This is a genomic window from Burkholderia metallica (assembly GCF_001718555.1).
GTDB classification, from domain to species: Bacteria; Pseudomonadota; Gammaproteobacteria; order Burkholderiales; family Burkholderiaceae; genus Burkholderia; species Burkholderia metallica.
This window is the reverse complement of sequence record NZ_CP013403.1, coordinates 1,443,038-1,455,955: the sequence shown is the minus strand read 5'-3', so window position 1 is coordinate 1,455,955 and position 12,918 is coordinate 1,443,038. Positions and strand designations below refer to the sequence as shown.

Here is a 12,918-nt window from a genome sequence, read left to right as displayed (position 1 = left end):
AATGTCGAGCGAAATATAGCATTCCCGGATGCATCCGATTGAACGATCGACGGCGCGTCCGCTGCACGTCGTGCCGGGCGACGCCGGTTGCGAACTCCTTAACCGGTTACGAGCGACTCGTCCGCCCGGATGCAGGCCGGGGCACCGTGCGGCGAATGCGGCAGACCACGGTCGGTTGAGTGCACAATGACCGGTTTTCGTGTCCGGGAACCATTCAAATGAAGCGAAGTATCGTCGGCAGACCGCTGTGGACGGCGGTCGCGATCGCGGCGGGCGCCGCACTTGTGCTTGTTGCGGGATGTGCAGGCCTAGCCGGCGGGCCCAGCGGGAATGCACACGTTCCGCCACCCGCGAAATCCGTCGATCTCGATCGCTACGTCGGCAAATGGTACGAGTTCGCGCGGTATGAAAACCGCTTCGAGCGCGGATGCGACGGCGTGACGGCCGAGTATGCGAAGCGGGAAGACGGTCTCGTCGGCGTGCGCAATACCTGCCGCGAAGGCGGGCCGAACGGCCGCGCGCGAACCGCCGACGGGCGTGCAAAGATCGTGGCCGACAGCGGCAACGCAAAGCTGAAAGTGTCGTTCTTCGGGCCGTTCTTCTTCGGCGACTACTGGGTGCTCGATCACGCCGACGACTACGCATGGTCGATCGTCGGTGAACCGTCGGGTCGGTTCCTGTGGATCCTGACGCGCGACGCGAAGCCCTCCGCTGAACAGGCCGCGGCGCTCGTCGAACGGGTTCGGAAGCTCGGTTACGACACGACGATGTTGCGCCGCACCGCGCATTAGGGCGACCGCACGCGGCATGCGTGCAGGGCGCCAGCGGGCCCGGCGCAACGCCGAGCCCCGCGGATGCGCGAAGCCGTGACGGGGAACGGCGGGGAAACGCTGACGGAGCACAGCACGTGACGGCGTCCCTGCCGTCAGCGTGGTGCGGCATCCGCACGGACGCCGTGGGGCGCGCGCGTGGGGCGGGGCGATACGAACCGGTGCGCGCGTTCCCGCACTCTGTTCGGCGGATCGTTGCGCGCGCCCCGCGCCGGGCTTCGTACGCGAATAGCCGGCGCGCTAGATCTGGGCGCGGTCGCGCGAGTTCACGGCGACGACCGTCGGCGACTCGGCCAGCGGGACGAAGCGTCGGGTGGTGCCGTCCAGCGCGTCGATGCCGCCCGTCTCGATGTCGTAAACCCAGCCGTGCAGATTCAGGCGTCCTTGCTCCAGTGCAAGCGCGACGGAAGGGTGGGTGCGCAGGTTCGCAAGCTGCGCGATCACGTTTTCGCGCACGAGCCCGTCGAGTTTCGCGCGCGGCGTGTCGTATTCATGCGCGGCGTTGATGACTCGCGCGGAATCGGCATGACGCAGCCAGTTCGCGACGGCCGGCAGATGATCGAGGCAGGTGCAGCGCGAAATCGCGCCCATCGCGCCGCAATCGGAGTGGCCGCAGATCACGATGTCGCGAACGCCGAGAACGGCGACCGCGTATTCCACGGTGGCGGACACGCCGCCGGGTTCCGGGCCGTACGACGGCACGATATTGCCCGCATTGCGGATCACGAACAGTTCGCCCGGCTCGCGTTGCGTGAGCAGTTCGGGTACGACACGGCTGTCGGAGCACGTGACGAACAGCGCCTTGGGGTTTTGTGACGTCGCGAGTTGCTTGAAAAGCGCCTCACGTTGCGGGTAGATGTCGCGTTGAAAACGCAAAAAACCATCGATGATATCTCGCATGCTCGCTCCAAAACTTCAGACGTATGATCAGCGCAGGAGCAAGCGGGTGCGCCTGCGCGGCCAGCATGATAATGCAGATAGCGGGCGGGATGGCGGGAAGCATTGCCCGGTATCCGCCCCGGGATGCCGGAACGAAGGTCGATTGGATTCGACGTCAGTGTCTGGTGTCTGGCGAATGGATGGATTCTCGTCAATCAAGCGACCGGAAGCGATTCTGGGGTTTAGCAGATTCTGGTGAATCATCCTGCGGCGACAAGCGCGCAGATTCCCGTTTCCCGGAGAGCAAATGCCGAAATCGTTCCAGCGCGTCACCCTTCATGTTGCGCTTCAGCGCATCGATCCGCCGATCTGGCGTCAGATCGAAGTCGAAGGAACCGAAGTTCGATTTGCGTGCTGCCAATGCGGCGCTGTTCCGCATGGCTTCCAATCGCTGGGGGAACCGGTAATACACATTGCGTCGAGACTCCCACCAGCCTGAAGGCAGTGCCGTCTGGACGTGGACACCAGCGTTGCGCTGAAGGAGCAGATCCGCGGCTCGGAACGCGACATTACAACTTTGCTCTTACACACAAATAACTGATAATTCACGTTATGTAAAATCACTCTATAGCCGAGTCAGATAGATCACCTTGAGTTTCATCATCTGCCGCGCTACATTGCCGCTCGCAGAAATCCGCATGGACCTGCGCCCCCGTAACGCATACGTAAGGAACCCCGATGGGGCAACAGGCGGAAGGCAACGACGACATTCCCGGTAGCCCGGCCGGCCGCGACGCGCTCGCACCGGTTGCTGGGGCCGCCGCGTTGCTGGTCGCCGCGCTCGGCATGCTGAGCACCGTCGACATGCTGCCTGCCGACCTGCGCTGGTGTGCGCCGCTCGCCAGCGCCTGGTGCAACGTGTTCGTCGTCGCGATCGGCGTGCTGCTCGCCCAGCGCGGACGCCGCCATCCGCCCGAAGGATCAGTCGCCCCGCTGCTCGCCAACTGGCTGCGCGGCGCGGTTCGCCGCAAGCAGGCGCCGGAGTCGGAGCCCGCATCGGCGCACGACGACAACCCGTGGCCCGCGATCGCCGCCGCAATCGACTGGCGGCCGTGGGCCGTCACCGCCGGCGCCGGGTTCTCCGTCGCGCTTGCCGCGTTCGCGTGGCAGCCGCCGTCGCCCGCGATGCTGGTTCGCGCGATGGCTGCACCCGAACCCACGTTCGCAGCCGGCGCGGCATGCATCGTTCTCGCCTTCCTTACACTCGTCGCCGAACGCCATCACGCGGCCGCCGCACGCACGTCGGCGGTTGCGGCGTCGCTCACGCGGATGCTGCGCGTCGCACTCGCCACCGCGCTCGCGGGTGCACTGGCCGCCGCATGGTTCGTGTTCCGGCACCGCACCGCGGACGGGCTCGTGCATGCGCTCGCGCTGCTCAATGCAGCCATCGCCGCCGAACTGGCCCTGCGCGGCGTGCTGTCGTGGTTCGCGGCGCCGCGCGGCGCCATCGTGCCGACCAGCGCGCTCGCCGGGCTGCTGAGCCGCCGCCCGTCGCCGTTCGCGTCGCTCGGCGCCGAACTGCGCGATCGCTACGGCATCGACCTGCGGCAGAGCTGGGGCTGGCGCAGCTTCGTGCGGCTGCTGCCCGGCGCGCTTGCTGCCACGGTCGCGTGCGCATGGCTGTTGACCGCCGTCGTCGTGCTGAACCCGGAGCAGCGCGCCGTGTATGAACGGTTCGGCGCGCCGGTCGCGGTCTGGCAACCGGGTTTGCACGTCGGTCTGCCCTGGCCGTTCGGCCGCGCGCGCATCGTCGACAACGGCGCGGTCCATCAGGTCGCGATTGCAGGTAGCGCGAGCGACGGCGGCGCCGACGCGCCTCCCCTGCCCGCCGACGGCCCGACGCCCGAACGCCTCGACCGTCTGTGGGACGCGCCGCATCCGTGGGACACCACCCAGGTGATCGCCGGCGCGAACGGCGACCGCCAGAACTTCCAGATCGTCAACGCCGACGTGCGGGTCGACTACCGTGTCGGTCCGACGGATGCCGACGCGCGCGCGGCGCTCTATCGCACGATCGACCCGGAAAGCACGGTTCGCGCGAGCGCCAATCGCGAACTCGTGCATTACCTGTCGTCGCATACGCTCGAATCGCTGCTCGAAACGAATCAGGCCGCGATGGCCGACCAGTTGAAGCGCGCGCTCCAGCAGCAGCTCGACCGGCTGCAAAGCGGCGTCGACGTGATCGCGGTCGTGATCGAGAGCGTGCATCCGCCTACCGGCGCGGCGGCCGCCTTCCACGACGTGCAGGCCGCGCAGATCCGCGCGCAGGGCAGCGTCGCCCAGGCGCGCGGCTTCGCGGCCGGCCTGCTCGGCAATGCGCAGCAGCAGGCGCTCGAACGGATCGCGCACGCCGAAGCGCAGGCCGGCGACACGGTGTCGTCGGCGCGCGTGCAACAGATCGATTTCGACGCCGACGTGGTCGCGTACCGGCTCGGCGGCCCCGCGTTTCCGTTCGAGTATTACCTCGACCGGCTGCAGCGCGGGCTGCTCAACGCACGCATGACGATCATCGACGACCGGCTGGCCGACGGCACGCGGGCGACCGTCGATCTTCGAAACACACCGGCCGGCGATCTGGCCGGCATTCATTGACATGTCGCGGCGTGATCCGCACGGGCGGCGCAACACGGCGGCAGGCCGTGCCGCCGCACCGCATGCGGGCGACGCCGCACCCGGGGTGACATCGTGAGTCTGTTTCATTCGCACGCGCATGATCATGCGCACCACGGCCACAGCCACGGCCACGACCACCATGCGCATCGCGGCGCACCGCAACCGCCCGGCGCATTCCGCCTGCGTGTCGCGATCGCGCTGCTGTGCGTGCTCGTCGCGCTCGCGGTCGCGAGCTTCGTGCAGGTACGCGCCGGCGAGGCGTCGGTCGTCACGCGCTTCGGGCGGCCCGTGCGCGTGTTGCTCGAACCCGGCCTCGCGTGGCGCCTGCCTGCGCCGATCGACGCGGTGACACCCGTCGACCTGCGCCTGCACACCACGTCGAGCGGCCTGCAGGACGTCGGCACCCGCGACGGGCTGCGCATCATCGTCGAGGCTTACGTCGCGTGGCGCGTGCCGGCCGATGCGCGCGACATCGGGCGCTTCATGCGCGCGGTCGGCAACGAGCCGGACGAAGCGGCGCGGCAGATTCGCTCGCTCGTCGGGTCCGCGCTGCAGACGACCTCCGCCGGGTACGATCTCGCGTCGCTCGTGAACACCGATCCGGCCCAGGTGAAGATCGGCGAATTCGAAAATGCGTTGCGCCGGCAGATCGACGCACAGCTCTACGCGGCATACGGCGTGCGCGTCGTGCAGGTCGGACTCGAACGGCTGACGCTGCCGGCCGTCACGCTCGCCGCGACGGTCGACCGGATGAGCGCCGAACGCGAGACCGTGGCAGCCCAGCGCACCGCGGACGGCAATCGCGAGGCCGCGCAGATCCGCTCGGACGCCGAGCGCGACGCGCGCATCGCGCTGGCCGACGCGAACGTGAAGGCGGCCGGCATCGAAGCGCAGTCGCGCAAGGACGCGGCCGACATCTACGGCAAGAGCTATGCGGGCAACCCGCACCTGTACACGATGCTGCGCTCGCTCGACACGCTGAACGCGGTGGTCGGCACCAATACGAACCTGATTTTGCGCACCGACGCCGCGCCGTTCCGCGTGCTCGTGCAGGGTCCGGCCGACGCGACGGGGCCGACCGCGCCGGCGCCCAAAGCGCACAAGGCCGCGCGATGAGCGACCAACCCGCACCCGCGCTCGGGCCGGGCGCGCAGGCCGTGCGCCTGTCGTTCTGGTTCGTCGCCGCGCTCGCGGTGCTCGCCGCATGCGCATGGGCCGGCTCGAACATCCGGCGGATTCCGGCGGACAGCCGCGCGGTCGTGATGCGTTTCGGCGCGCTCGTGCGCACCCAGGACGCCGGGCTCGTGATCGCATGGCCGCAGCCGTTCGAATCGGTGCTGCTCGTGCCGGGCGCCGCGCGCGTGCTCGAACAGCGGATCCGCTCGCTCGACCGCGATCCGCGGGCGCTCGCGTCGCCCGCTCGAGGCGTCGCGCGGCTGCCCGACGCGCTGGCCGGTTCCGGTTACGTGCTGACCGGCGACGGCGGTGCGGTCGCATTGAGCGCGGTGCTCTATTACCGGGTCAGCGATCCGTACGCGTACGTGCTGCAGCGGGACCGTCTCGACGCGGCGCTCGAGCGGATCGTGTCCGCGTCGGCCGTCGAGGTTGCGGCCACGCGCGATCTCGACGCGATTCTGGTCGCGCGGCCCGAGCAACTGGCCGCCGACCGGCAAATGGCCGCGCGTCGCGAACGGTTGCGCGGCGATCTCGCCGACGCGATCGCGCGGCACCTGCGCGCGCTCGACGCGGCGCACGCGGGGCTCGGTGTCGAGGTCGCGCGCGTCGACGTGCAGCCGGCGTTTCCCGGCGCGGCCGCCGACGCGTTCAACGCGGTGCTGACGGCGCTGCAGGTCGCCGAGCGGACCATCGCCGAGGCCCGCACCGCCGCCGAACAGCGGCGGCAGGACGCCCAGCAGGATGCCGACCGGATCGTCCAGCGTGCGCAGGCACGCGCGGCAGAGCGCGTCGCAACCGCGCAGACCGACACGCTGGAAATCCGGCAGCTCGACGCGACGCTGCGCGAGAACGGCGATCCGGGGCTGCTGGCGCGGCTGTATCGCGATCGCGTGCAGGGCGTGCTGTCGAAGGCCGGACGCGTGACGACCATCGATCCGCACGACACCTCGAACCTGATCCTGCCCGGAAACCCCCGATGAATTCGCTCGCTGAACCGGCCACGCAGCCGGATGCCGCTTCCACCGGCGCCCCCGCCTACGCGCTGTCGTCCGACGAGCGTCGCACGATCACGCGGCAGATCGCGCTGGCGTTGCTCGCGGGCGGCCTGCTCGTGCTGTCGTTTGCGTGGCGCATGCTGTCCGCCGGCGGCGAGACGCTCGCGCAACTGCTCGCCGCGCTCGCATCGCTGATCGTCGCCGGGCCGGTGTTTGCGAGCGCATGGCACAGCCTGCGCGCGCCGAGCCTGCATGGCGTGACCGATCGCCTGATCGCGCTCGCGATGCTGGCCGCGTGGGCGATCGGCGACATGACGACGGCCGCCCTGCTGCCGATCGTGATGACGTTCGGGCACGCGCTCGAGGAGCGCAGCGTGCTCGGCTCGCAGGAAGCGATTCGCGCGCTCGGCCGGCTGACGGCCGGCCGCGTGCGCCGCATCGACGCCGACGGCAGCGTCACCGAAGTCGCGTACGACGCGCTGCGGGCGGGCGACCGTATCGAAGTGGTGGCCGGCGCGCGCATTCCGGTCGACGGCATCGTGTTGGCGGGCGCGTCGAGTGTCGACAACGGTCCGCTCACCGGCGAATCCGTGCCGCTCGACGTCGATGCGGGCAGCGCCGTGTATGGCGGCGCGCTGAATCTCGACGGTGTGCTGCGCATCGAGGTCACCCACACCGGCAAGGATTCGACGCTCGGCAAGATCATCGCGCTGATGCAGCATGCGGAACAGGCGAAACCGCCCGTTACGCAGGTGCTCGAGCGCCACATGGGCGCGTATCTCGCGCTCGTCCTGCTGATCGCGGCGATCGTCTGGTTCACGTCCGCGAATGCATCGGCGATGCTCGCGGTCATCGTGGCCGCGTGCCCGTGCGCGCTGGTGCTCGCCGCGCCGTCCACGGCGATTGCCGGGATCGCGGTCGGCGCGCGGCACGGCATCCTGTTTCGCAATGCCGCGTTCCTCGACAAGATCGCCGAGGTCGATTCGCTCGTGATCGACAAGACGGGCACGCTCACCCGCGGGGAATTGCAGGTCCGGCAGGTATGGCTGCAGCCCGGCGTCGACGGCACGCACGCGCGCGCGCTGGCCGCGCGCCTCGGCGAAGGCAGCGCGCACCCGGCGAGCCGCGCGCTCGTGCGCGATGCCATCGCGTCGGGTCTCGACGGCGCGGCCGGTGCGCCGTTCGAACGCACGCGGGAATTGCGCGGGCTCGGCGTTGTCGCCGACACGCCGGACGGCACGGCCGTGCTCGGTCGGCCCGCGCTGCTGGCCGACTACGTCGGCGGGTTGCCGCCAGCCCCGGACGGTTTCGACGGACCGCTCGTCGGCCTCGCGCTCGGCGGGCGCCTGCTCGGGTGGTTCGGTTTCGCGGATACGCTGCGCCCCGACGCGCGCGAAGCGCTCGCCGAACTACGGGCGCTGGGCCTTGCGCGGCAGACGCTGTTGACGGGCGATCTCGAACGCGTCGCCAGCAAGGTGGCGGCCGAGACGGGCATCGACACGGTGGTCGCGCAGGCGCTGCCGCACGACAAGCTCGACTACGTGATGCGCGAGATCGGCGCGGGGCTGCATCCGCTCGTCGTCGGTGACGGACTGAACGACGTGCTGGCGATCAAGGCCGGCTCGACGAGCATCGCGATGGGCGAGCGCGGCGTCGACATCGCGATCGCGTCGGCCGACGTCGTTCTGCTGGGCGACGACCTGCGGCGGATTCCGACCTGCATCCGCCTCGGCCGGCACTGCCGGCGCACGGCGACGACCAATGCGGCGATCGGCCTCGCGTGGACGCTCGCGGTGATCGCGCTGGCCGCGACCGGCGTGCTCGACGCGGTGTGGGCCGCGATCCTGCACAACGTCGGCACGTTCATCGTGATTGCCAACGCCGGCCGTCTGCTGCGGATTGACGACTCCCCTGCCCCCGCGCTCGCTCCCGAGCATGCATCCAGGACTCGTCACGCCGTTTAGCGGTCGCGACATCTCTCACGCCTTCACGGAATCGGGCGTGCGTGAGGCGGCAAGGAAAGCGTCCCTTCAGCGGTGGCGATATCGGCGTACCGGATGCGCCGGTCGGCGTCCGGGAAGGCAGCCATGAAGGCGGCAGGGAATCCGATTCCCCGCCTCGCTTCGATACTGCTCAGGCGAGTTCCACCGGACCGTGGTCGTCGCAATGATCGCCGTGCGGGTGATGGAGATGGCCGTCGACCAGGTAGTCGACGTGATCGCCGTGCGGTACCTGCTCGTGCCCGCAGCCGGGGCCGTGGACATGGCCCGGCTCATGGCCGCCGCAACCCGGCGTGCACTGGTCCGGATTGTTTGCACTGACCTCGACCGTGTGCTCGTCGACATGATCGCCATGCGGATGATGCAAATGGCCATCGTGCAGATAGTCGACGTGGTCGCCGTGCTTGATTGCGGTGTGTCCGCAGCCCGGGCCATGCTGATGGTCATGGTGAGCATGGTGAGGTTCGTTGCATGGGCTCATGCTTGTCTCCTTGTCCGCACGGGAACATTCGACGACCGCCTGGCGATGCCCCTGCGAATAAGGCTTCGACTGGGGAACCTGCCTGGCGCGGATAGGCGCCATCCGGAAACGAAACCGGAACGCGTGGCACGCTCCCTAACGATACTCCCGGCCGACCATGAGGGCCAGTCGGCAGCGCTGCGCCCAGTGCAACTCACCCACCGGCAACAAACGGGGACATTGTGCACGGCGAATGCAATGTTATATCATCACGCTCCTGGCGTGACGCACGCGTTCTGTTTGCGCATGCCGCCAAGAAGCTTCCCGTAGACGGGAAATGGCGCATCGGAAATGATATGTTATAACATTTCAAATCGTTTCGATATGCCTTTCAGCGTGCTCTTGCGGGAAAAAAACGACCCCCATCCCGAAGCACACCATGAACCTCCATCGCTTGCTCCTGTCCCGGGCTGCCGTCCTGGCATTCACTGCGTTCCTCCAGGCCGAAGCTTTTGCGGCCGACGCCGGCACCACGCTCGCCGGCACCGTCGCCGATGTGCAAGGTCACGCGCTCGCCCATGCCCGCGTCGCGCTACAGGACGCCGATGGCCACGCGGTTGCGCACGTGCAGTCCGGCGCCGACGGCCGCTTCCGGTTCGACAATGTCGCGCCCGGCACCTATGCGGCAGTCGTCGACGCCGCCGGTTATGCGACCGGCACGAGCATCGCGACGGTCGCGCCGGGCCAGACGCCCGCGCCGCTCGACGTCAAACTCGGCAAGGACGCCGGCGCGCTCGACGTGACGGTCAACGCGAAACGGCTCGATCGCGCGCGCAATGGACTGCTGCCGGACGTCGGCGCAAGCGTCTACCGATTTTCGCAGGCCGACATCGAGACGCTGCCCCAAGGCGAGAACACGCCGCTCAACCAGGTGCTGCTGCAAGCGCCGGGGGTGGCCTACGATTCATTCGGTCAATTGCACGTGCGCGGCGATCACGCGAACCTGCAGTACCGGCTGAATGGCATCATCATCCCCGAGCCGATCAGCGGCTTCGGCCAGTCGCTCGACACGCGGATCATCGACCAGGTGAACTTCGTCACCGGCGCGCTGCCCGCGCAATACGGCTATCGGACGGCCGGCGTCGTCGACATCCGCACGAAGTCCGGCGACACCGGTAACGGCGGCACGATCGACGTCTACGGCGGCAGCCATCAAACGCTCCAGACGAGCGCCGACGTATTTGGTTCGACCGGCCCGCTCAGCTATTACTTTTCCGGCACGCTCGGCGAAAACAATCTCGGCATCGAGGCGCCGACGTCGAACGGGAATCCGCTGCACGACCACACGCGGCAAGGCAACGCGTTCGGCTACATCTCGTATCTGCTGAATCCGCTCACGCGCGCGAGCGTGATGTTCGGCGCAACGAGCAACCGCTTCGAGATCCCGAACACACCCGGCATCGCGCCGGCGTTCACGCTCAACGGAAACTCGACATTCGACTCGGCCGCGCTCAACGAGACGCAGGCGGAACTGAACAATTTCGCGGTGTTCGCGCTGCAAGGCACGAACGGCGGCGCACTCGACTATCAGGTCGCGCTGTTCACGCGCTACACGCGCACGAAATTCAATCCTGATCCGGTCGGCGATCTGATTTTCAACGGCGTCGCGTCCGACGATTTCCACAGCAACCGGGCGAACGGCGTCCAGGCGGACTTCACCTATCGCCTGAACGACAGTCATACGTTGCGCGCCGGCATGATGTTCGAGCGCGAGCACGCGTCGTTCAACGACAGCGTCGCCGTATTTCCGGTCGATGCCGACGGCAATCAGCTGTCGGATCAGCCGACCACGATTTCGGACTCGCACGACAAGTCCGGCTATCTCTACAGCCTCTATGCGCAGGACGAGTGGAAGATCACGCCGAAGCTGACGCTGAACTACGGACTGCGTATCGATCGCATGAGCGAATACGTTCAGGCCGGCCAGTTGAGTCCGCGTATCGGCCTCGTCTACCGGCCGACCGAATCGACGACGTTGCATGCAGGCTACACGCGTTATTTCACGCCGCCGGCGTTTGAACTTGTGTCCGATTCGACGATCGGCACGTTCAATGGAACGACGAACCAGAGCCCGAGCGCGCAGAACGATCCGGTCAAGCCGGAGCGCAGCCACTATTTCGACGTCGGCATCGCGCAGCGACTCACGCCGGCACTCACGGTCGGACTCGACGCGTACTACAAGAAGGTGTCCGATCTGCTGGACGAAGGCCAGTTCGGCAGCGCGCTGATCTTCACGCCGTTCAACTACCAGTACGGTCGCGTATACGGTCTCGAATTCACGTCGAGCTACAAGCAGGGCAACGTTTCCGCATACCTGAACGTCGCGTATAGCCGCGCTCAGGGCAAGAACATCGAATCCGCGCAATTCAACTTCGGTCCCGACGAGCTCGCTTACATCGCGAACAATTGGGTCTATCTCGATCACGATCAGCGCATCACGGCATCGTTCGGCGGCGCATATACGCTCGGCAAGACGACCTTCAGCGCCGACGGCCTCGTCGGAAGCGGCCTGCGCAGCGGCTTTGCGAATACCGATCGCCTGCCCTGGTACGCACAGGTCAATCTCGGCGTGCTCGAGCACTTCGAGGAACCGATCGTCGGCAAATTCGACGCGCGCGTCGCGCTCGTCAACACGTTCGGCCGCGTCTATCAACTGCGGGACGGCTCGGGCATCGGCGTGGGCGCGCCGCAATTCGGACCGCGGCGCGCGATCTATGCCGGCCTGACCAAGCACTTCTGATTCCCCGACTTGAACGAGGTGACACCATGAACGAATGGGCTGGTCTCGCCGATGCGCTGCGCATCGGCGGCTGGGTCGTTTATCCGCTCAGCGTGCTCGCGGTTATCGCGCTCACGATCGTGCTCGACCGCGCCTATGTGTTCTGGCGCCATGCGAGCGGTCGGGTCGGCGCCGCGCCGACGCTGCCGGACCGGCACGTGATGCAACGGCTCGCCGTGATTTTCGATCACGGCGCGACGCCGCTGTGGCACGTCGAGGCGAAGCTCGAGGCCGCCGCCCAGCAGATCGAGCGCGACATGAGCCGCGGCCTGTGGCTGCTCGAGACGATTGTGACGGCTGCTCCTCTGCTCGGCCTGCTCGGCACGATCGTCGGGATGATGCATTCGTTCCGGCTCATTGGCGGCGACGGGCTCGTGAGTCCCGCCGGTGTGTCGGGCGGTATCGCGCAAGCGCTCGTCGCGACCGCGATCGGCCTCGTCATCGCGCTCGTCTCGCTGTTCGCGTTCAACTACTTTTCGCGGCGCGTCGACAGGCTGATGGACGATCTCGAATCGCTTGCGAACGAACGGCTTGCGGAGTTGCGGCTTGCGCGTGAGCAGGCGGGAGCGTCGTCATGAAGCTGCGCCGCTCGCGCGCGTCGAAGCGCGGCCGGATCGAGATCATTCCGATGATCGACGTGATGTTTTTCCTGCTCGCGACGTTCATGCTGACATCGCTCGCGATGCAACGTCTCGACGCGCTCGGGATCGATCTGCCGCGCGGACGCGCGCAGCAGTTGCAGGCGGATCGGCCCTTGACGCTATCCGTGAACCGGACGAACCAGATCTTCGTCAATCAGCAACCTGTGCCGCTCGACCATGTAAACGATGCCGTCGCGCGTCTGCTCGGACGGAATCACGACATCGTGATCGCAGCAGACGACGGCGCGACGCACGGCATCGTCGTGAAGGCGATGCTCGAAGCCCGGCGGGCCGGGGCCGAGCATTTTCTCGTCGCGGTTCATCGTGACTAGGAACCCGCTTGAATCCGGTTCGCCGCTCGATTCGCCCGGGTATCGGTTCGCGGGAACGATTGCGCTCGCCGCCGTGCTGTGGGGCGCGTTTCT

At 67.6% G+C, this 12,918-nt stretch carries 10 protein-coding genes and 1 pseudogene; 9 read left to right on the top strand and 2 right to left on the bottom strand.

Going from position 1 to position 12,918, the window contains the following annotated elements; genetic code table 11:
* Window positions 1-218: 218 nt before the first annotated feature.
* Window positions 219-791 (top strand): lipocalin family protein, encoded by a 573-nt coding sequence (locus tag WJ16_RS26145; RefSeq protein ID WP_069259933.1) that lies wholly within the window; start codon window positions 219-221, stop codon window positions 789-791.
* 279 nt (window positions 792-1,070) lie between these two features.
* Here the strand turns inward: WJ16_RS26145 and WJ16_RS26140 are convergent, their stop codons facing one another.
* Window positions 1,071-1,730: a carbonic anhydrase gene (locus WJ16_RS26140; protein ID WP_069259932.1), complete on the bottom strand. Its 660-nt coding sequence runs from the start codon at window positions 1,728-1,730 to the stop codon at window positions 1,071-1,073.
* Window positions 1,731-2,016: 286 nt separating this feature from the next.
* Between WJ16_RS26140 and WJ16_RS35680 the strand changes: the two are divergent.
* The 5 genes and pseudogenes from WJ16_RS35680 to WJ16_RS26120 form a co-directional block, all read left to right on the top strand.
* Window positions 2,017-2,109 (top strand): annotated as a pseudogene (locus tag WJ16_RS35680) (plasmid pRiA4b ORF-3 family protein); the annotation flags it as partial.
* A 338-nt stretch (window positions 2,110-2,447) separates the two neighbouring features.
* On the top strand, window positions 2,448-4,361 hold the full coding sequence (locus tag WJ16_RS26135; RefSeq protein WP_069259931.1) for a protease modulator HflK: 1,914 nt from the start codon (window positions 2,448-2,450) through the stop codon (window positions 4,359-4,361).
* A 93-nt stretch (window positions 4,362-4,454) separates the two neighbouring features.
* Complete coding sequence (gene hflC / locus WJ16_RS26130) at window positions 4,455-5,498, top strand: protease modulator HflC (protein ID WP_069259930.1); 1,044 nt, start codon at window positions 4,455-4,457, stop codon at window positions 5,496-5,498.
* Window positions 5,495-6,538 (top strand): protease modulator HflK, encoded by a 1,044-nt coding sequence (gene hflK, locus WJ16_RS26125; RefSeq protein WP_069259929.1) that lies wholly within the window; start codon window positions 5,495-5,497, stop codon window positions 6,536-6,538. The genes hflC and hflK overlap by 4 nt, the downstream gene beginning before the upstream one ends.
* Window positions 6,535-8,517, top strand: coding sequence for a heavy metal translocating P-type ATPase (locus WJ16_RS26120; RefSeq protein WP_069259928.1), 1,983 nt, complete (start codon window positions 6,535-6,537; stop codon window positions 8,515-8,517). The genes hflK and WJ16_RS26120 overlap by 4 nt, the downstream gene beginning before the upstream one ends.
* A gap of 169 nt (window positions 8,518-8,686) precedes the next feature.
* On the opposite strand, the gene WJ16_RS33800 is transcribed toward WJ16_RS26120, so the two are convergent.
* A complete protein-coding gene (locus tag WJ16_RS33800) occupies window positions 8,687-9,034 on the bottom strand; it encodes a hypothetical protein (RefSeq protein WP_076606006.1) in 348 nt (115 codons plus the stop codon).
* A gap of 418 nt (window positions 9,035-9,452) precedes the next feature.
* On the opposite strand from WJ16_RS33800, the gene WJ16_RS26110 reads away from it, so the two are divergent.
* Genes WJ16_RS26110 through WJ16_RS26100 form a run of 3 tightly spaced genes read left to right on the top strand, consistent with a single transcriptional unit; the run spans window position 9,453 to window position 12,825 of the window.
* On the top strand, window positions 9,453-11,813 hold the full coding sequence (locus WJ16_RS26110; RefSeq protein ID WP_069259926.1) for a TonB-dependent receptor: 2,361 nt from the start codon (window positions 9,453-9,455) through the stop codon (window positions 11,811-11,813).
* 26 nt (window positions 11,814-11,839) lie between these two features.
* Window positions 11,840-12,430, top strand: coding sequence for a MotA/TolQ/ExbB proton channel family protein (locus tag WJ16_RS26105; RefSeq protein WP_069259925.1), 591 nt, complete (start codon window positions 11,840-11,842; stop codon window positions 12,428-12,430).
* Window positions 12,427-12,825 carry an ExbD/TolR family protein gene (locus WJ16_RS26100; RefSeq protein WP_069259924.1) on the top strand — a complete coding sequence of 133 codons (399 nt, stop codon included), beginning with the start codon at window positions 12,427-12,429 and terminating at the stop codon, window positions 12,823-12,825. Before WJ16_RS26105 ends, WJ16_RS26100 begins: the two co-directional genes overlap by 4 nt.
* The last annotated feature ends 93 nt before the right edge of the window (window positions 12,826-12,918 follow it).

Excerpts from the sequence above, each read along its gene's own strand:
- WJ16_RS33800 (WP_076606006.1), bottom strand. The coding sequence starts at position 9,034 with ATGAGCCCATGCAACGAACCTCACCATGCTCACCATGACCATCAGCAT.
- WJ16_RS26135 (WP_069259931.1), top strand. The coding sequence starts at position 2,448 with ATGGGGCAACAGGCGGAAGGCAACGACGACATTCCCGGTAGCCCGGCC.
- WJ16_RS26145 (WP_069259933.1), top strand. The coding sequence starts at position 219 with ATGAAGCGAAGTATCGTCGGCAGACCGCTGTGGACGGCGGTCGCGATC.
- WJ16_RS26100 (WP_069259924.1), top strand. The coding sequence starts at position 12,427 with ATGAAGCTGCGCCGCTCGCGCGCGTCGAAGCGCGGCCGGATCGAGATC.
- WJ16_RS26140 (WP_069259932.1), bottom strand. The coding sequence starts at position 1,730 with ATGCGAGATATCATCGATGGTTTTTTGCGTTTTCAACGCGACATCTAC.
- hflK (WP_069259929.1), top strand. The coding sequence starts at position 5,495 with ATGAGCGACCAACCCGCACCCGCGCTCGGGCCGGGCGCGCAGGCCGTG.
- WJ16_RS26110 (WP_069259926.1), top strand. The coding sequence starts at position 9,453 with ATGAACCTCCATCGCTTGCTCCTGTCCCGGGCTGCCGTCCTGGCATTC.
- WJ16_RS26105 (WP_069259925.1), top strand. The coding sequence starts at position 11,840 with ATGAACGAATGGGCTGGTCTCGCCGATGCGCTGCGCATCGGCGGCTGG.
- WJ16_RS26120 (WP_069259928.1), top strand. The coding sequence starts at position 6,535 with ATGAATTCGCTCGCTGAACCGGCCACGCAGCCGGATGCCGCTTCCACC.